The following is a 19,647-nucleotide window of genomic DNA, read 5'->3' as shown; positions in this document are numbered from 1 at the left end:
CCTGCCTCGGCCTCGCGCTTGGCGCTCCTGCCTCGGCCTCGCGCTTGGCGCTCCTGCCTCGGCCTCGCGCTTGGCGCTCCTGCCTCGGCCTCGCGCTTGGCGCTCCTGCCTCGGCCTCGCGCCTCGCGCTTGGCGCTCCTGCCTCGGCCTCGCGCCTCGCGCGTCGGCACCCGCCGCCTCGCGCCTCGCACCCCATGTCTGCTGTTGGTGCTCCCGCCGGAGCCCCGGCCCCTCGTCCCTCGCCGCCGCGCCGCGCGGGCGCGCCCCCTCTCGCCTCAGTTGGCGCCTGGCGTTTGGCCCCGAGCCCTGCGCCTGGCGCCTGGCGCTTGGCCCTGTGCCCGCGTCTCGTGCTTGGTCCCGTGCCCGCGCCTCGCGTTTGGTCCCGTGCTTCACGGTCGGCACCTTGCGCGTCGTCGTTCGCGTCGCGCGGCGGTGCAGCCTCGCACTTCGTTTTCGTGCTCACATTTGGGTCGTCTCGCGTTGGCGTTCGTGCGGGGTGGTCGTGTGCGTTCGCGCTTCGTTTCCGTGTGTTGCGCCTCGGTCGTGCCCTACGCCTGGCTTCTCGCGCGTCGACGCTCGCCGCGGGGTGGACGTGTTCGCTAGCGCTTCGTGGCCGCGTCTCGCGCCTGGGCTGTGTCGTGGCCCGTTGTGGCTTGGCGGTGTAGGTGGGTGGGGTTGGCTGCAACAAAGCTGCAAAAGGAATTCATTGACGGGAGTGGATGGGGGGTGACATATTTCGGCTGGGTTGCGGTTGTGGGAGGCTGCAAATTCGCGGGCGAAATGATGCAGGGATCGCTGTAATTTTCCGCGTGGGGCTGTCGCGGAGTCGACTATCGCTCCAAGGAGAAAGCTATGTCATCCTCCCCTGGTAGGCGCTGGGCAGCCGGCGCCGGATTGACGGCCGCGGTGGTGGCGGCGGGGATCGCGTTCACTGTGGTTGATGCGCAGGCGGCCACGCTGTTCTCGGCCGACTTCGAGTCGGGTGGGGCCAGTGGCTGGTCTAAGTCGGGCGGCAGCTGGTCGGTCGTGGCCGATGGGTCGCAGGTTCTGCAGCAGTCCGATTCCGGTAGCGAACGGGCGCGGGACTTCGCGGGCGACACGAGCTGGACTGACTATTCGGTCCAGGCTCGGGTGAAGGCTACGGCGTTCGGCTCCAGCAGCGGTGTGGTCGCGCTGACGGCCCGGGCGGCGGGGGCCACGAAGATGTATCGGCTGTCGTTGACCGGGAGCAGCCGGGTGCAGCTCGAGGCGATGAACGGCAGCACGATCAAGGTGCTGGGCAGCCTGAGCCAGACGATCTCGACGAGCGCCTGGTACACGCTGCGGCTGACGGTCAGTGGCAGCACGGTCAGCGGGACGGTCAACGGGGCGAGCGTCGGGTCGGCCACCGACACGTCGATCGCGGCCGGGCGGATCGGGTTGCTGACCGAGTCGGCGGCCGGGCGCTTCGACGACGTCGTGGTGGAATCGGGCGGGGGGACCACGCCGACGGGGACCCCGACCGGCACGCCGACGGCCTCGCCGACCGTAACGCCGACGCCCACCGCCTCGCCGACCACGCCGCCCAAGACCACGCCGCCGCCCGTCGGGGGCACGCTGTACGTGGCGCCGAACGGAACCGCGGCCGCCAATGGTACGCAGGCGGATCCGACGTCGCTGGCCGCCGCGCTGTTGCGGATCGGGGCGGGCGGGACGATCTACATGCGTGGCGGGACCTACGCGTTCTCGCAGACGGTCACGATCGCGGCCGGAAACAACGGCACATCAACGGCTTTGAAGACCCTTACGGCGTACGCCGGGGAGGTGCCGGTCTTGAACTTCGCCGCCCAATCGGAGGACCCGGCCAATCGCGGGCTCGCCGTGAACGGCAACTATTGGCACATCCGCGGGCTGGTCGTGGAACGGGCCGGCGACAACGGCATTTTCGTGGGCGGCAGCAACAACATTCTGGAGCGGACGATCACGCGCTTCAACCGGGACAGTGGCCTGCAGCTCTCGCGGATCGCGTCGGACACGCCCAACGCGCAATGGCCGGCGAACAATCTCGTCCTCAGCGCCGAATCGCACGACAACGCCGACTCCGACGGCGAGGACGCGGACGGTTTCGCGGCCAAGCTGACGGTCGGGAGCGGCAACATCTTCCGGTACGCGGTCTCGCACAACAACATCGACGACGGCTGGGACCTGTACACGAAGACCGACACCGGGCCGATCGGCGCGGTGACGATCGAGGATTCGCTGTCGTACAACAACGGCACGCTCACCGACGGCAGCCAGGCCGGCAACGGCGACCGCAACGGTTACAAGCTGGGCGGCGAGGACATCGGTGTCAATCACATCATCCGGCGCAACATCGCCTATAAGAACGGCAAGCACGGCTTCACGTACAACCGGAACCTCGGCACCATGACGATTTCCAACAACGTCAGCATCGACAACACCGAGCGCAACTTCTCGTTCGACGGCGGCACCTCGGTGTTCCGCAACAACACCTCATGCCGTACGGGTAGTGGCTCCAACGACAAGATCGTCGGCAACAGCGACACGTCGAACCAGTTCTGGTCCGGCGCCAACGGTTCCCGTTGCGGCACTCTGTCGGGCGCCCTCGCCTGGTCCTACGCCTCCGACGGCAAACTGGTCGTCACCCTGGGCGGCCGCGTGGTCACCCCGTAACCAGCGCCCCGGCCGGGCCGCGCTGACACCGCGGCCCGGCCGGGCCCTCAGACGGCCCAGCCGGTGGGGTTGGTGCCGGTGGCGCGGGAGATGCCGGAGTCGTTGGGGGGCCACTCGCCGAAGCGGGTGTCGTGCAGGTGGGCGAAGAAGTAGCACATCTCCTCGCAGTCGGCGTCGATGACGGCGAGGGCGGGGGTGGCGACGACGGCCTCGTAGAAGTCGCGGCCCAGGGCGACGATGAAGCCGCGGGCGTAGAGGAAGCCGTCGTCGGAGCCGTCGGTCACCTCGTGGATGTCGGCCCGGTCGATGTCGTGCAGTTTGCGTTCGAGGACCCGGTCCAGGTCGGCCAGCTCGGTGCGGGACAGGCCGGCGGTGAGCTCGGTGAGCTGCTCCAGGAAGCCGGCCAGCCAGGCGTCGAGGGCGTAGAGCTCGAACTCCTCGTCCTCGGGGTCGCGCTCGATCAGGGCCCGGCGCAGCGCGGCCGGTTCGGGGCCGAGCCGCTCCCAGGCGGAGTCGATCAGAGCCCAGAACCGGTCCTCTTCCGCCGCCGTCGGCACCCGGCCCGGCTTGTTCAGCGTCTCGTCCACGCGCGGGATGCTATCGCCTGTCCAAACTGGACCGTCGGCGGCACCAGCATCGCAGGGCCCACCACCATCGGACCGCTTCGGTGAGGGAGGCCGGCTCGGTGAAACCGGTCAGTTCGCCCAGCCGGCGCAGGCGGTAGCGGACCGTGTTCGGGTGAAGGTGCAGCGTCTCGGCGGTCTGATCGAGGCGGCGGCCGCGGTCGAGGTAGGCGAGCGCGGTCGACGCGAGCTGGCGGTGGAAGTCGTCGGCCGGGTCGAGGGCGCCGAGCAGCTCGGTGCTGAGCATCTCCGCGAGCAGGGGCTGGGCGGCCAGGGCGGTCTCGGTGGCCAGGTCGGTCACCCGGCACAGCCCGCTCAGACCGGCCGAGTGGGCGGCGTACAAGGTCTGTTCGCCGAGGCGGTGAGCGGCGGGCGCGTCGCTGAGCGGCACCGGTGGGGTCGCCACGATGACCGCCGGCAGCGGCGCGAGGCCGGGCGGCAGGCGGGGGGTCAGGCCGGCGAGGCGGCCGTCGACCGGGGCCAGGAGGCCGCCGCAGCGGGTGACGGCCTGCTCGAGGGCGCGGACGCGGGACGGGTCGGCCTCGTCCGAGGTGAGGTAGTGGTAGCGGCGGTCGTCGCGCAGGCCGAAGCGGGCGTAGTCGTCCGGCGCCGTGGTGTCACCCAGCAGGACACGGCGCAGGACACGGATGCGCGCCGCACGGTCGTCGCGGTCCAGGCGGGAGGCCGCCGAGCGGTGGCCGCCGACCATGTGGTGCTCCAGCGCGCGCCCGTACCGCTCCAGTTTGAGCAGGCCGCGCAGCAGGGCGTCGTCGGGGATGCCGGCCGCCCGCCCCCGGTCGACGGCGATCTCCAGGAGGCGGCTGCGGCCCGCGTGCACGCCGGCGATCAGGCCCGCAACGGGGACGCCGAGCGCGGCCTGTTCGGCGCCGAAGCGGGTGGCCTGGCTGAAGTCGGCCGGGAAGCCGAGTTCCGGGTCGTGGGTGTCGGCGGCCCGCAGGAAGGTGTCGAATCCCGCCGCGAGCACCGCGGCCACTTGGGAGCGGGTCGCCGCGCCGGCCCCGCGGGCGGCTCGCAGCACCTCGTCCACCAGGTCGTCGTCCGCGGCCAGACCGCGTACCAGCTCGGCGAGCATCGACGCCTCCCGTGCGGTTGTGTGCCGGCCACAACGCGGCGGTCCAGCTTTGGCCGTCACCTTCTATCGATGCGAGAGATTCTCTTGTTTCGATGTCGTTACCGCAAGGTAACTCCGGGGAGGTCGGCATGGTGGCAGGTCGGGTGGTCGCGGTGGCAGCGGCCGTGGCGCTGAGCGTCAACCCCGCGGCTGTACGGGAACAAAGCCTGAACGAGGTGATGTTCGTCGGCAACAACTGGGAGGGCACGGTCGACGTGATCCGCCCGAGCGGCGACTACGCCAAGCTCGGCCGCCTCAACGTCGTGCCGGACAAGGACCGGCGGCTGGCCGAGATCGCGCTCAACCCCGTACGGCTGGCCTTCTTCCTCGGCATCCGGCTCGGCCCGGGGGAGGGTCACGACCAGCTCGTCGACGACATGTACACCACGCCCGACGGCACCGCGCTGGTCGCCTCGCGGCCCAGCTTCGCCGATGTCGTCTCGATCGACCTGGCCACCGGCGCGCTCCGCTGGCGGTTCCCGGTCTCCGGCTTCCGCAGCGACCACATGGCCGTCGCGCCGGACGGGCGCTCGGTGGCCGTCTCCGCCTCCACCTCGAACACCGTGCACGTGCTCGACATCGACACCGGGCGGCAGCTCGGTTCCTTCACGACCGGGGACAAGCCGCACGAGAACATCTACACCGGCGGCGGCCGCTACCTCTGGAACTCCTCGATCGGCGAGGTCAACACGTCCCTCGACGACCCGTGGCTGGACTGGACCAAGGGCGACCGGCATCTCACGATCGCCGACACCCGGACCTTCCAGGTCGTGCGGACCATCGACATGCGGCAGCGCTTGGACGCGTACGGCCGAAGTGATCTCTCCGACGCGGTCCGCCCGGCGGTTTTCACCCCGGACGAGTCGAAGCTGTATTTCCAGGTGTCGTTCTTCGCCGGGGTGATCGAGTACGACGTCGCGGCCGACCGGATCACCCGGGTCAAGCCGCTGCCGCTGAACCCGGCCACCAGCGCCGACCGCACCACGTGGGTCAACGACTCGCGCCACCACGGCCTCTCGATCAGTCCCGACGGCGCCAAGCTTTGCGTCGCGGGCACGATGGACGACTATGCCACGGTCGTCGACCGGGCCACCCTGGCCGAGGGTCCGCTGGTCGAGGCGTCCAAGCCCTACTGGGCCACGATCAGCGCCGACGGCCGGGACTGCGTGATCTCGGAGTCCGGGGCCGACCGGGTCAGCGCCATCAGCTTCGCCACCGGCCGGCGCGTCGCCTCGGTCGCCGTCGGCGACCATCCCCAGCGGGTACGGATCGGACACCTGCCGTCCGGCTGGAAGCCGCCCGCATAGCGGGAAGCCCCCGGCGGAATTGCCGGGGGCTTCTGGACAGCCGGCGGGATCAGTGGCGGCTGACCAGCTCCGGGGTGGGCGCGGCGGGGGAGACCGGCGCCGCGTGGCGACCGCGGGGCCGCATGAAGCGCGGGGCCCACCAGTTCTTGTCGCCCAGCAACGTCATCAGCGACGGCAGGACCACGGCCCGGATGATCGTCGCGTCGAGCAGGATGGCCGCGGCCAGCCCGATGCCGAGCTGCTTCATGTCGATCGTGCTCAGCGTCGCGAAGATCGAGAACACCGCCACCATGACCAGGGCCGCGCTGCTGACCGTGCCCGCCGAGCCGGTGATGCCGTCGGCCACCGCCTCCCGGGTCGGCACGCCGCGCTGGACCGCCTCGCGGATCCGGCTCACCACGAAGACGTGGTAGTCCATCGACAGGCCGAACAGGACCACGAACAGGAACAGCGGCAGCCAGGTGACGATGGCCCCCATCGATTCGAAGCCGAGCAGGCCTTCGGCCCAACTTCCCTGGAAGACCAGGACCAGCAGCCCGTACGCGGCCCCGGCGGACAGCAGATTGAGGGCGATCGAGGTCAGCGCGACCACCACCGACCGGAACGTCCACGCCATCACCAGGAACGTGAGCACCAGGACGAACCCGGCCACCAGCGGCAAGGTCCGCCAGACGTGGGCCGCGTAGTCCTCCGACTCGGCCACGCCACCACCGACGGCGTAGGAAGCGCCGGGCAGCCCGGACAGGGCCGCCGGCACCAGAGTGTCGCGCAGCTCGTGCAGGGAGTCGGCGGCCTCGTCGCTGCGGGAGGCGAACGGCGTCGCCACGTCGAGCACGGTGACCGTCTTGTCGGCGGACACCTTGATGTCGGGGCCGGTCTCCTCGATCGGCGCGAACAGCCGGTTGCCCTGCGTGCTCCGGGAAAGCTTGGTCAGCGCGGCCTGGACCGCGGCGGCCGACGAGGCCGGCGCCTCGACGACGACGTCGTGCGTGGTGCCGTTGCTGGGATAGGCCGCGGTCAGCCGGTCGTACGCCTGCATGGCCGGCGTGGTCCGGGGCAGGTCCTCGGTGCCGGGGAACTTGAGCTTCATGCCGAGCGCGGGCGCGGCCAGGGCCAGCAGGGCCAGCACGCTGACCAGGAGTGTGGCGGCCGGCCAGCGCAGCGCGGGGTGCAGGATGCGGCGCCACACCCGGCCCTCGGACGAGCGGGACTTGAGGCGCCACAGCAGCGGCACCCGCGGGCGGTCGACCCAGCGGCCCAGCTTGGCCAGCAGGGCCGGCAGCACGGTGAGGGAGCCGATGACGGCGACCGCGACGACCAGGATCGAGCCGACGGCGAGCGACGAGAAGACGGCGTCGCGGGCCAGGAAGAGGCCGGCCATGGCGATGATGACGGCGGTGCCGGAGACGACCACGGCGTGCCCGGAGGTCTCGGCGGCGATCTCGACCGCGTCGACGTGGCCGCGGCCCTTGGCCCGTTCCTCGCGTTCGCGGCGGACGTAGAACAGCGAGTAGTCGACGCCGACGGCCATGCCGATCAGCAGGATGACGCTGTTGGTGGTGTCGGTGGACGGGATCAGGTGCGAGGCCAGCGTGGACAGGCCCATGGCGGCGGCCACCGACATCAGGGCCAGCAGCACGGGCACGCCGGCCGCGATCAGGGCGCCGAAGACCAGGATCAGGATGGCCAGGGTGACCGGCAGGCTGAGGATCTCGGCCCGCTGGAAGTCCTTGCCGAGGGTGTCGTCGAGGGCCTTGCCGATGGTCGGGCCGCCGACCGACTCGACCCGCAGGCCGGGGTGCTTGCTCTGCACCGTGGCCACCGCGTCGTGCAGCGGCCCGACCCGGTCCGAGGCGGTGTCGGGGTCGCCGCTCATCGTGATCGGCACGAGCAGGGCCGAGCCGTCGCGGGACGGGACCGGCTCGCCCACCGAGGAGACGCCGGGGACCGACCGGAGAGCAGAAGCCGTGTCCGCAGCGGCCGCGTCGGCGTCCGATCTGTTCAGAGAGCCGGAGCGAGCGGTGATCAGAACGTTGTCGACGGCCGGCTCCGAGTCGAAGCCGCCCTTGTCGATCATCACGTAGGCCTGGCCGGCCTCGCCGATCGCGCTGTCCTCGGCGGTCGCCTCCTTGGCCCCGGCCGCGTTGCCGGCCAGGAAGCACACCACCACGAAGGCCACCCACAGCGCGATCGAGCGCCAAGGATGCTCGGCGCTCCACCGCGCCACGCGTACCGTCATAGGCCGCTTACTCATTGCTGATCCCCCTGAGTTCAATTCTGTGTCGTAGCTGAAATTAGGCATCGGGGGAGCGGGGAACATCGGGGCCGAACCCCGGTCGTGCCCGGAGGTCACGGGTCCGGAAAGGTGTCGGATAAGCAGCAGAAACGCCGCGGGAAAGCGGCCGAATCGGGCGCCGCGCCCGGAAATGACTCAGGGCTTTCCCCGGAATGCCCCTGATGCGGCCATCGGCTAGCGTCCTCCACATGAGACAGCGAATAGGGTCGATGCTCGTCGCCGCGGCGACGATCGGCGGCGTGCTGTTCGGCGTTTCGGGGCCCGCGCACGCGGTCGCGAACGGCGAACCCGTAGCCATCGGCAAGTACGCCTTCTCCGCCAAACTGACCATGACCGGGATCCCCACGGCCGACGGCGGCAAGCGCAACAGCGCCTGCTCCGGGGCCCTGATCTCGGCCCGCTGGGTGATCACGGCGGGTCACTGCTTCCGGGATGCCGCCGGCGTCCGCGTGGAGCGCCCGGTCGCCGACCTGACCACCGCCACCGTCGGCCGCACCGACCTGACCGACACCACGCGCGGTCACGAGGTGAAGATCGTCGCGGTGCGGCAGTCACCGACCGCGGACGTCGCGCTGGCCCGGCTCGAGACACCGGTCCGCGACATCCGGCCCGTGCGGGTCGGCCGCACCGCCCCCGAGATCGGCGACATCGTGCGGCTGACCGGCTACGGCTCCACCACCAGCGTCGACCCGGCCCCGTCGGCCCGTCTGCAGACCGGCCAGCTGAAGGTGGTCGAGCTGAGTGCGAACGTGACGGGTCTTCAGGGGTATGCGCCGTCGCCGGACACCACACCTTGCCCGTACGACTCGGGGGCGCCGTTCTTCACCAAGCGCGGCGAGCTCGTGGCGGTGGTCAGCAACGGTCCGTCCTGCCCGCACACGGGTGTCGAGTCCGCCGCCCGTACCGACAACATCGCCACCTGGATCAAGCAGATCACGCACTGACAAAAGGGTTCAAAGGCCGGTCGAGGGGAACTCCTCCTCGACCGGCCTTCTTCATGCGCCTCCCCTGTGAGGACCGCCACGGTCGGTTACGGACCATCCCGGTCGGTCGGGGACTACTCTGGTCCACATGCCGCGCCCCACCAAGCAGCAGATCGACGACGAGATCCTCGAGGCGGCCGCCACCCTCTTCGCGCGGCACGGCTTCCGGGAGACCTCCGTCCAGCGCATCGCCGACGCGGTGGGCTACTCCAAGACGGGCCTGCTCCACCGCTACCCGACCAAGGAAGCGCTCCAGCAGGCCGTCGTCGACAAGGCCCTGAGCGCCGTCCGGGAGATCGTTGAGCAGGTCGAGGACATGCCGCCGGGCCCGGCCCGCGACCGCGCCGTGCTGAGCGAGATCGCCCAGCTGGCCATGGATCTGCCCGGCACGGTGGCCCTGCTGCTCTCCGCGCTGCAGGCCGAGCCGGAGTCCGACCTCGGTCACGCCCTGGAGGAGCTCGGGCAGGGCATCTTCGCCGCGTTCGCCCTCGACCCCGAGTGCGACAACGCGCGCGGCATCCGGGTCATCGGCGCCCTCGGCGCGCTGGTCCTGCTCGGCATCACCATGCGTGACAAACCGCTGGTCGTCACCCACGACGATCTCGTCGCCGTCAGCTACGACGCACTGGGTCACAAGTAGCTAAGTAGAAGAGGGAACTCCCCATGGCAACCTTGCTGCATCGCCTAGGACTGGGCTCGGTCCGGCACAAAGCCATCGTCATGGTCGTCTGGCTGGCCGCGCTGATCGCCCTCGGCGTGGGCGCGGCGACCCTGTCCGGCCAGACCGTGAACACGTTCGAGATCCCGGGCCAGGAGTCGACGGTCGCGCTCAAGCTGTTGCGCGAGCGGTTCGGCGCGGCCTCGGCCGGCGCGTCGGCCCAGGTGGTGTTCGAGGCCCCGGCCGGCGCCAAGATCACCGATCAGGCGAACGCGGCCCAGGTCGCGACCACGGTGCAGAAGCTGTCCAAGCTGCCCGGCGTGGTCGCGGCCAGCAATCCGCTCGACCCGCAGGCCCCGACGGTCTCGCGCGACCAGACGGCCGCGTACAGCACCGTCACGTACGGCGTGCAGGCCTCCGAGCTGACCGACGAGGAGCGCGAGGCGCTGATCACGGCGGTCGGCGAGGCCGGGACGGGCGAGCTGACCGTGGAGGCAGCCGGCGAGGCGACCCAGGAGAACGCGGCCGACATCGGCGGCACCGGTGAGATCCTCGGCGTCGTCGTCGCGCTGGTGGTGCTGGCGGTGACGTACGGCTCGCTGGTCCTGGCCGGGATGAACCTGCTGACCGCGCTGGTCGGCGTGGCCATCGGCGCGCTCGGCATCACGACGCTGACCGGCTTCGTCGACCTGCAGTCGACCACCCCGATCCTGGCGATCATGCTGGGCCTGGCCGTCGGCATCGACTACGCGCTGTTCATCGTCACCCGGCACCGCCAGGAGCTGAGGCGGGGCCTGCCCCCGGCCGAGGCGGCGGCGCTCGCGGTCGGCACGGCCGGTTCGGCGGTCGTCACGGCCGGCCTGACCGTGGTCATCGCGCTGGCCGGCCTGGCCGTGGCCGGCATCCCCTTCCTCACCGAGATGGGCCTGGCCGCCGCGGCCACCATCGTGGTGGCCGTCCTGGTCGCGATCACACTGCTCCCGGCCATCCTGGGCGCGCTCGGCCCGCGGGCCCTGCCCAAGAAGGAGCGCGGCCACCCGGCCGCGGCGCCGGTGCGCGACCGCGGGTTCTTCCGCGGCTGGGCCGGCCTGGTCACCGGCCGGCGCGTGATCAGCCTGGCCCTCGCGGTGATCGCCCTGGCCGTGATCGCCATCCCGTTCTTCTCGCTGCGCACCACACTGATCCAGAAATCGCCCGACGGCAGCAGCGCGGCCAAGGCCGAGGCGATCATCGCCGATCGGTTCGGGCCCGGCTTCGCCGGTCCGCTGCTGGTCCTGGTCGACGGGTCCGGCTCCCCGGCGTACGCGGCCACGGTCCAGCAGAAGGTGCAGTCGCTCCCCGGCGTCGCCGTGGTCGCGCCGCCCCAGATCAGCCAGGCCAAGAACGCCGCGCTGATCACCATCGTCCCCGCCTCGGGCCCGGAGGACACGGCGACGCTCGACCTGGTCCACGCGATCCGCGACGACGTGGCCGACGGCCCCGGCGCCAAGGTCTACGTGACCGGTCAGACCGCGGTCAGCATCGACGTGTCGGAGAAGCTCGACCAGGCCCTGCCGCGCTACCTGATCCTGGTCGTCGGCCTGGCCTTCATCCTGCTCGTGCTGGTCTTCCGGTCGCTGCTGGTGCCGGTCGTCGGCGTGCTCGGCTTCCTGCTCACCATCGGCGCCGCGCTCGGCGCCACGGTCGCGGTGTTCCAGTGGGGCTGGCTCTCCGGCCTGGTCAACGCGCAGACCACCGGCCCGCTGCTGAGCCTGGCCCCGATCATCATCGTCGGCATCCTGTTCGGCCTGGCCATGGACTACCAGGTCTTCCTGGTCTCGCGCATGCACGAGGCCCACGCGCACGGGGCCTCGCCGCGCGACGCCGTGGTGACCGGCTTCAAACAAGCGGCCCCGGTCGTCGTGGCCGCGGCCACGATCATGTTCTCGGTCTTCGCCGGCTTCGTCCCCGAGGGCAACGACACGATCAAGCCGATCGCCTTCGCCCTGGCCATCGGCATCCTGTTCGACGCCATCGTGGTCCGCATGATCCTGGTCCCGGCCGCCATCGCCCTGCTGGGCCGCTCGGCCTGGTGGCTTCCCCGCTGGCTCAACTGGCTCCCGGTCGTCGACGTCGAGGGCGCGGCCCTCGAGCGCGAGGCTCCGGCCCAGCGGAACGCTCAGGAGGCGGTCCGCGCCTCCTGAGGCGCCGAGACACCGCCCGGCGCCCGGGAGACCGGACGCCGGGCCTCACCCGCTCACGACGAGCCCGAGGCCGTCCGCACCTTCCTGAACCAACCCACCCAGTCCCAGCGGCGCTGTCCGGCATCCCAGCCAGGCAGCGCCGCTGCGCGTGGGTATGGGAAGGCGGCGTCGCATGGGTGTGGGAGGTGGCGGCGTCGCGTAGGTGTGGGAGGGGACCGGCTTCCTCACCCACCTGCCGGAGGCCGCCGTCGCGCCGAGGGGTGGGGAAGGGGCCGCATCGCGTGGGCGTGTGAGCAACGGGCGGTGCCGCGTGGGCGTGTGAGTAACGGCCGCGCCCCGGGCGCGTGGGTGGGGGAAGGAGCTGCGGCGCTTGGGGGTGGGTGGACGGCCGCGCTGCGTGGTGGGGGTGGGAAGGGTGGAGGGCGGGCGGCGTTCGGGGCGGGTGGCTTCGGGTGACGGCTCGGCGATATCGTAAATATCCGGAAGTATGCGGCCAAATGACCAGCGTGACAGCCGTTCGGTTGCTGGAATTGAGGGCATGTGGCCGGAGTCTGAAGTTGAGTCGAGCGGGTTACCCGGTGCCGAGGTCCGCAGCGCCCTGGAGACGTGGCGCGAAGGGCTGGTCGATCTGACCGGCGCCAACCCGCTTCTCAACTTCGCCCGGATCGCGGCGACCTCGGTCGAGATCACCGGGCCGTCGCCCAAGGCGATCGTCAAGATCCTCCAGGAGGGCGGCGGGTACGCCTTCGAGAGCGACGGGTCGGCCCACGTCCTCAAGACCGATCTGCCGGACGAGGTGCTCGGGGCGCTGCTGCACCGTTTCTACCGCCGGTCGCGGGCCGAGATGCAGGACCGCGGCGTCTCACCCCTGTATCTCGGTATCGGCATGCTGCACTGGGCCGACGACGACGGTTCGCCCTACGAGAGCCCGATCCTGCTGGTCCCGGTCGAGATCGACCCCGCCGGGCCGCGGCTGGTGGCCCGGCCCGAGGACCCGATCGTCAACCCGGCCCTGGTGATCCGGATGGCCGACCTCGACATCGAGATCCCCGAGATCAACTCGCTGGCCGAGCTGGACGTGACCGTGCTCTGGGCCAAGATCGACGTGGCCATCGGCGAGCGCCGGGGCTGGTACGCCGACGAGACCGTGGTGCTGGCCTGCCTGAGCGTGCACCGCGAGGCCATGTACTACGACCTGTACGAGAACGAGCCGCACATCGTCGAGCACCCGGTGGTGCGGGCGCTGGCCACCCACGACGCCGACCGGGCGTTCGCCTTCGAGCCGATCGCGCCCGAGAAGATCGACCAGGTCGCGCCGCCGGAGGACGTGCCGCTGCTGCTCGATGCGGACGCCTCGCAGCGGGTGGCCGTGGCCGCCGCGCTGGCCGGGCGCAGCTTCGTGCTCGACGGGCCGCCCGGCACCGGCAAGTCGCAGACCATCGCCAATATCGTCGGCGGCCTGCTCCACGCGGGCAAGCGGGTGCTGGTCGTCTCGGAGAAGGCGGCCGCGCTCGACACGGTGCAGCGCCGGCTCACCGCCGCCGGTCTCGGCAACTACCTGCTGGCCCTGCACAGCAACCTGGTCGGCCGGCGCGAGGTGGCCACCGCCCTGGCCGGCGCGCTGGAGACCGATCCGCCGGCGCTGGCGACGATGGACCCGATCGACCGGCGGGCGGTCCGGGAACGCCGGGAGCGCCTCAGCGCGTACGCCGAGTCCTTGAACCGCGTCCGTCAGCCGCTGGGCCGCAGCCTCTTCGACGTGCTGGGCGTCTGCACGCGGCTGACGGCCGCGCCCGCGGCCCCGGTGGCCACCATCAACCCGCAGGACCTGACGGCCGAGTCGCTCTACCGGATCCGGGACGCGGTGGCCCGGCTCGGGCGGGTCAGCAGCGAGAGCTACCTGTGGCGGGAGGCCACCGACCGGGAGCCGCTGGACGCGCGGCTGCGCCAGGCCCTGACCTCGCTGAGCAAGCTGGCCGAGGCGGTCATCGCCAACTCCACCCTGGCCGACGCGTTCGACCTGCACGAGCCGGCCGGCGCGGCCAAACTGGCGGCACTGGCCGGGCACGCGGCCAAGCGGCCGCCCAAGGTCGAGGAGGAATGGCTGACCATCGACAGCCTGGCTCCCGTCCAGAAGGCGGCCACGGATCTGACCCACCACCTGGCCGCGCTGCGCTACGGCGGCATCCCGTGGGCCGAGCTGCCGTCGGCCGACGACCTCACGGGCGTACCGGATCTGTCCGGTCTGGTCCCCGAAGCCGTGGACCTGGGCCCGTTGAACGCGGCCCAGGCCGACCACCTGGCCAACAAGTTCGCCGAGGAGGCGGACCGGCTGGAGGGCAAGCACGAAAGCATGGACCGGGTCACCGCCCGGCTCGGCCTGCCCAACGTGGTCACCTTCCCCGACTCGGCCCGGGTCATCACGATCGCCGACCTGATCGGCCGGGAACACAAGCCCGAGGCGGCCTGGTTCGAGCCCGGCGGCATGGCCAAGGCCCATGCGGCGGTACGGGCCCTGCGGCTGGCCGTGGAGGCGGTGGCCGAGGCCGAGGCGCAGGCCCGGCGGCACTTCAACGAGGAAGTGCTCAACGAGCCGGTCACCGAGATCGCCGACCGGCTCACCCGGCACCGCGGCCCGCGCAAGCTGCTGCGCCCCTACCGGCGGGCCAAGGACATCGCCGTCGAGGCGGCGCTGCCCGAGGTCAAGCCGGCCGAGGCGATCGCCAACGTGGAGGACGCGGCCGCCTGGAAGCAGGCCCTACAGGACCTGGCCGACGCCGAGGCCGAGTACGCCGAGATCCTGGGCCGGCACTGGAAGGGCCGGGAGACCGACTTCGCGGCGATCCAGGACGCCCTGCACAACGCGGACGAGGTGATCCGCGAGGTGCCGGCCGACGCGCTGCCCGCGGTGACGGTGCACGTCTGCGCGCCCCGGCCCAACAGCGCCCTGCTGCGCATCGTGGGCGAAGCCCGCGACGAGTTCACCCGTTTCCGGACGACGCTGCGCCCGGCCCCGGCCCGCGCGCCCCGCCCCGAGCTGGGCGAGGGCCCGATCGCCGACGCGGTCACCTGGCTGCGCGCGCACATCGCCCCGCTGCAGGCGGCGGCCGAGATGATCCGCGCGTACAGCGTGCCCACCGGCCGCGACCTCACCCTGGCCGAGGCCCGCGAGATCGCCGCCCAGCGGCAGAAGGCGACCGACGCCGAGACCGCGATCTGGGCCGACGCCGCCGCCCACGCGGCCGTGCTGGGCTCGGTCTACCGGGGCACCAAGACCGACGACGAGGTGATGAACGAGATCGTCGCCTGGACCGCGCACGCCCGCCGGGTGCTGACCGGCGAGGACGCCCCGCTCAGCCCCGGGCAGGCGCACGCCCTGATGGAGGCCCACCCGACCGAGGGCCTGCCGGCCGCCGTGGCCGGCTGGGAGTCGGCCCGGGGCCAGGTGCTCGACGCGTTCGGCCCGGCCCGGCACGGCGAGCTGGTGGAGCGGCTCGGCGACTACGACAACGCACGCGACCTGCTGGTCGAGCTGCTGCACGACACCGAGGGCCAGCACGAGTGGTTCCGCCACCAGGACGCGCGCAGCGTGCTGGTCGAGCACGGGCTGGCCGGGGCGCTCGACTACTGCGCCGAGGAGCACATCGAGGTCGAGCACGTGTGGCCCGTCCTGGAACGGGCCCTGCTGCGCGGCTGGGCCGACGCGGTCATCCGGGACGACCCGGGACTGCACCCGTCGTCGGCCGAGGAGCGGTCGCACATCGTCGAGGTCTACCGGCTGCTGGACAACGAGCTCACCGCGGCCGCGCTGGCCGACATCGTCTACGCGGTGGAGGCCCGCCGCCCGTCCTCCTCGGCCACCGGCGAGCCCGGCATCCTGCGCCGCGAGGGCAACAAGCAGTCCGGCCACCTGGCCGTGCAGGAGCTGCTGGCCCAGGCCCGGCACTCGGTCCAGGCGCTCAAGCCGTGCCTGCTCATGTCGCCGCTGGCGGTCAGCCGCTATCTGCCGCCGGAGATGGAGTTCGACATGGTCATCCTCGACGAGGCGTCGCAGGTGACCACGGCCGACGCCATCAACTGCATCTACCGCGGCGATGCGCTGGTGGTCTCCGGCGACCACCAGCAGCTGCCGCCGACCTCGTACTACGACCGGGTCGAGGACGACGTCACCGATTTCCCGTCCATCCTCGAGCTGGCCCGCGAGACCTTCCCGATCCTGCACCTGACCTGGCACCACCGCAGCAGCCACGAGGCGCTGTTCGCCTTCGCCGACCTCGCGTACTACCACGGCCGGCTGGTCAGCCTGACCCGCGCCTACCCGCAGGAGCCCGACCACGGCGTCGAGATGTACCTGGTCGACGGCGTCTACCGGCGGCAGACGACCTCGGACAACCCGATCGAGGCGGACGCGGTGGCCGAGCGGGTGCTGCACCACTACACCAACCGGCCCGGCCAGACCCTCGGCGTCGTCACGCTCTCGGTGGCCCAGGCCGACGCGATCGAGGAGGCTGTGCACCGCGCCGTCGCCGAGCGGCCCGACCTCGAGCACTTCTTCACCGACGACGACCGGCTCACCGGCTTCTTCGTCAAGAGCCTGGAGGCGGTCCAGGGCGACGTCCGCGACGTGATCATCCTGTCCGTCGGTTACGGCTACGACGAGAACGACAAGATCAGTACGAATTTCGGCGCGCTCAACCGGCCGATGGGATGGCGCCGCCTCAACGTGGCCATCACCCGCGCGGCCAAGCGCATCGAGGTGGTCTCCTCGATCCGCTCGGGCGACGTGCCCGACATGGGCAACGAGAGCGTGCGGCACCTCAAGGCCTACCTGGAGTACGCCGAGCGGTCGGCGGCCACCCTCGGCCGGGAGATCACCGACCGGGAGGACGCGTCGCCGTTCGAGGACGCGGTCTCGGCCGCGATCCTCGACTGGGGTTACCGGGTCCGCCGGCAGGTCGGTGCGGCCGGGCACTGGATCCCGCTGGCCATCCTGCATCCGGGGGAGGAGAAGGACGTCTTCGCGCTCGGCATCGAGTTCGACGGGCCCGAGTACGCCCGCATCCCCTCGGCCCGCGAGCGCGACCGGCTGCGCGACGAGGAGCTGCGCGAGCTCGGCTGGCACGTGCACCGCGTGTGGTCGGTGGCCTGGTACCAGGATCCGGCGGCCGAACAGGCCCGGCTGCGGGCCGCGATCGACCGGGCCCTGGCCGATCCGGTCGGTGTCGAGCAGCTGGCCGGGCCCACCCCGTACCGGGCCATCTCGGGCGAACTGCTGCCCGCGATTCACTCCGAAGAGGACGTCCCCCTATCGAGTGAATAGCCGGTATTCGCGCATGGTGATCTCTTCGCCGGGTAGGCGTGCCCGTTCATGCACACCCTTCGTTGGCCGGTCATGCAGAGCCCACCTCAGCATGCCCTTCCGGCCCTCGCCGGCGAGGGCGTCGTTCGGTCCATCGAATTGCCGCTCGGTGCCGGCGGTCATGCTTAGACGCCATCCCTTCGCACGCCGCATTCGTACGCACGACAGCGGCGTAGCGGTCACTGCGGAAGTCGACAACGCGGTCACCACGGTGACCGTGCGCGGCTCGTGGGGACGGGCGCTGAGCCGCGACGCCTTCCTGGCCCTCAAGAGATCGCTCAGCGGCCACCCCGACGCCGTGATCATCGACCTCTGCGACCTCGACGACCCGCACGCGGCCAGCGCCCTGACCTGGATCACCGCCCGCCGGGTGGCCGACGCCATGGAGCCACCCGTGCACGTGGTCGCCTGCGTGCCGCCCGGCGGCGTGCTGGCCGACCGGCTGGAACGCCTCGGGGCCGCGTACTTCCTGCCGACCTATCCCAGCCACGGACTGGCCCGGGCCGCCGTGGCGGCCGGACGGCCGCTGACCGACCAGCGGCGGCTCGCCCTCCCACCCGAGCCGGACACCCCGGCGCTGGCCCGCAACCTGGTCACCGACGCCTGCGCGGCCTGGCGGGTGCCCGGCGGCGTGCTCTACCCGGCCCGGCTGGTGATGAGCGAGCTGGCCGGCAACGCGGTCGAGCACGCCCGGACCCCGATCGTGGTGGTCGTGCTGCGGCGTGACGACGGCCTGCACCTGGTCGTCAACGACCGCGACCCGCGTCTGCCGACCCTGCTGCCGATCCCGAAAGAGCCTCCGGGCGACCTGTGGAACACCCGCGGCCAGGGACTGCGGACCGTCCAGGCGGCCTCGGCGGCGTGGGGGGCCCTGCCGACGGCAGAGGGGAAGATGGTCTGGGCGACCGTCTTCCCCTCGTGACTGCGTCCTACTTTTGGGCGGAGGAGACCTTCTCCGGCTCCGGTGCGGGCGCGACCTGCGTCGTGGACACCTCGTCGGCCGGCGCCTCCTCGGCCAGGCGGGCCCGGTCGAACGGGTTGCCGTACTCGTGCATGGCCTTTCTCGCGAAGGCCTGCTGCTCGGTGGCCACCCGCTCGGAACGGCCGCGGCCCAGGAAGCTGACCGCCCAGTGCACCACCGTGGTGAACCTGTTCTTGAAGCCGACCAGGTAGAACACGTGCACGACGAGCCACATGACCCAGGCCAGGAAGCCGGCCAGGCGGATCTTGCTGCCGATGCTGGCGACCGCGGAGAACCGCGAGATGGTCGCCATGCTGCCCTTGTCGAAGTACTTGAACGGCTCGCCCGGCGGCTTGCGCCGCAGCCGGCCCTTGATGGTCTGACCGGCGTACTTGCCGCCCTGGATGGCGACCTGGGCGACACCGGGCAGCGGGCGCCCGGTCGCCGGGTCGTTCAGGTTCATCATGTCGCCCAGCACGAAGATCTCCGGGTGGCCCGGGATCGTCAGGTCGGGGTTGACCATGATGCGCCCGGCCCGGTCGGTCTCGGCCCCGGCCGCCGCGGCGATCTTGCGGGCCAGCGGGGGAGCGGACACCCCGGCCGCCCACACCTTCGTCATCGACGGGATGCGCTGGTGACCTCGCTCCGACTCGACCTCGATGCCGGTGCGGTCGACGTTGACGACCTTGGTGTTCAGCTCGACCTCGACGCCCATCTTGTGCAGCTGGGCCAGGGCCCGCGTCGACAAGTGGTCGCCGAAGGTGTTGAGCACGGCGCCGACCGCGTCGATCAGGATGATCCGGGCCCGGCGGGGGTCGATGTGCTTGTACTGCCCCGGCAGGTTGCGGTGGGCCAGCTCGGCGATCTGACCGGCCATCTCGACACCCGTGGGGCCCGCGCCGACGACCACGAAGGTCAGCCAGCGCTCCTTGGCCTCCTCGTCGTCCTGCAGGTCGGCGATCTCGAAGGCGCCGAAGATCTTCGCGCGCAGCTCGAGCGCGTCGTCGATGCTCTTCATGCCCGGCGCGTTGTCGGAGAAGTGGTCGTTGCCGAAGTACGACTGCGAGGCGCCGGCGGCCACGATCAGAGTGTCGTACTCGACCGTGTAGTTGATGCCGGGGCCCGCCACAGAAATGATCTTGTTCTCGGTGTCGACGTTCTCGGCCCAGCCGAGCTTGACGTCGACGTTGTCCTGACCGCGCAGAACCTCACGGATCGGCGGGGCGATCTCGCCCTCGGACAGGACGCCGGTGGCCACTTGGTAGAGAAGTGGCTGGAACAAGTGGTACGCGGTGCCGTTGATGAGCGTGATGTCGACGTTGGCATTGCGGAGCGCCTTGATCGCGAAAAGACCCCCGAAGCCGGCGCCGATCACTGCCACCCGATGCCGCTGCATGGACACTCCCTCGGTGCTCGGTGACTCGTCTAGTAGAGCACCCTGAACAGGCTCAGTATGCCGTGAGAACCGACAC

The 19,647-nt window shown here is 71.3% G+C and carries 11 protein-coding genes; 7 read left to right on the top strand and 4 right to left on the bottom strand.

The features are described 5' to 3' along the window. Nucleotides 1-852 precede the first annotated feature (852 nt). Nucleotides 853-2,673: a family 16 glycoside hydrolase gene (locus tag AB0J66_RS36485; protein ID WP_364670895.1), complete on the top strand. Its 1,821-nt coding sequence runs from the start codon at nucleotides 853-855 to the stop codon at nucleotides 2,671-2,673. Between the two features lie 47 nt (nucleotides 2,674-2,720). Here AB0J66_RS36485 and AB0J66_RS36480 read toward each other — a convergent pair whose 3' ends face one another. Then, entirely contained in the window at nucleotides 2,721-3,260 is a 540-nt protein-coding gene (locus tag AB0J66_RS36480) for a DUF4240 domain-containing protein (protein WP_364670893.1), read from the bottom strand. 10 nt (nucleotides 3,261-3,270) lie between these two features. Then, on the bottom strand, nucleotides 3,271-4,389 hold the full coding sequence (locus AB0J66_RS36475) for a helix-turn-helix domain-containing protein (RefSeq protein ID WP_364670891.1): 1,119 nt from the start codon (nucleotides 4,387-4,389) through the stop codon (nucleotides 3,271-3,273). A gap of 128 nt (nucleotides 4,390-4,517) precedes the next feature. On the opposite strand from AB0J66_RS36475, the gene AB0J66_RS36470 reads away from it, so the two are divergent. Next, nucleotides 4,518-5,735 (top strand): YncE family protein, encoded by a 1,218-nt coding sequence (locus AB0J66_RS36470; protein ID WP_364670888.1) that lies wholly within the window; start codon nucleotides 4,518-4,520, stop codon nucleotides 5,733-5,735. A gap of 49 nt (nucleotides 5,736-5,784) precedes the next feature. On the opposite strand, the gene AB0J66_RS36465 is transcribed toward AB0J66_RS36470, so the two are convergent. Further along, on the bottom strand, nucleotides 5,785-7,989 hold the full coding sequence (locus tag AB0J66_RS36465) for an MMPL family transporter (RefSeq protein ID WP_364670886.1): 2,205 nt from the start codon (nucleotides 7,987-7,989) through the stop codon (nucleotides 5,785-5,787). Nucleotides 7,990-8,219: 230 nt separating this feature from the next. On the opposite strand from AB0J66_RS36465, the gene AB0J66_RS36460 reads away from it, so the two are divergent. From AB0J66_RS36460 to AB0J66_RS36440, 5 genes are all read left to right on the top strand, one after another. Beyond that, the gene (locus AB0J66_RS36460; RefSeq protein WP_364670883.1) at nucleotides 8,220-8,975 is read left to right on the top strand and encodes a trypsin-like serine protease; all 756 of its coding nucleotides are present in this window, start codon (nucleotides 8,220-8,222) and stop codon (nucleotides 8,973-8,975) included. Nucleotides 8,976-9,102: 127 nt separating this feature from the next. Further along, nucleotides 9,103-9,654, top strand: a complete 552-nt coding sequence (locus AB0J66_RS36455; RefSeq protein WP_364670880.1) for a TetR/AcrR family transcriptional regulator — start codon at nucleotides 9,103-9,105, stop codon at nucleotides 9,652-9,654. Nucleotides 9,655-9,677: 23 nt separating this feature from the next. Next, nucleotides 9,678-11,855, top strand: a complete 2,178-nt coding sequence (locus AB0J66_RS36450) for an MMPL family transporter (protein ID WP_364670878.1) — start codon at nucleotides 9,678-9,680, stop codon at nucleotides 11,853-11,855. 538 nt (nucleotides 11,856-12,393) lie between these two features. Then, nucleotides 12,394-17,175 carry a DUF4011 domain-containing protein gene (locus tag AB0J66_RS36445; protein ID WP_364670875.1) on the top strand — a complete coding sequence of 1,594 codons (4,782 nt, stop codon included), beginning with the start codon at nucleotides 12,394-12,396 and terminating at the stop codon, nucleotides 17,173-17,175. A 160-nt stretch (nucleotides 17,176-17,335) separates the two neighbouring features. Further along, nucleotides 17,336-18,136, top strand: coding sequence for an ATP-binding protein (locus AB0J66_RS36440; RefSeq protein ID WP_364670872.1), 801 nt, complete (start codon nucleotides 17,336-17,338; stop codon nucleotides 18,134-18,136). Nucleotides 18,137-18,143: 7 nt separating this feature from the next. On the opposite strand, the gene AB0J66_RS36435 is transcribed toward AB0J66_RS36440, so the two are convergent. Further along, nucleotides 18,144-19,571 carry an NAD(P)/FAD-dependent oxidoreductase gene (locus AB0J66_RS36435; RefSeq protein WP_364670869.1) on the bottom strand — a complete coding sequence of 476 codons (1,428 nt, stop codon included), beginning with the start codon at nucleotides 19,569-19,571 and terminating at the stop codon, nucleotides 18,144-18,146. Between the last annotated feature and the right edge of the window lie 76 nt (nucleotides 19,572-19,647).

The sequence above is a fragment of the Actinoplanes sp. NPDC049598 genome (genome assembly GCF_040675435.1).
GTDB lineage: Bacteria > Actinomycetota > Actinomycetes > Mycobacteriales > Micromonosporaceae > Actinoplanes.
Note: the sequence above shows the minus strand (reverse complement) of the source record. Positions and strands in the feature narration are given on the sequence as shown.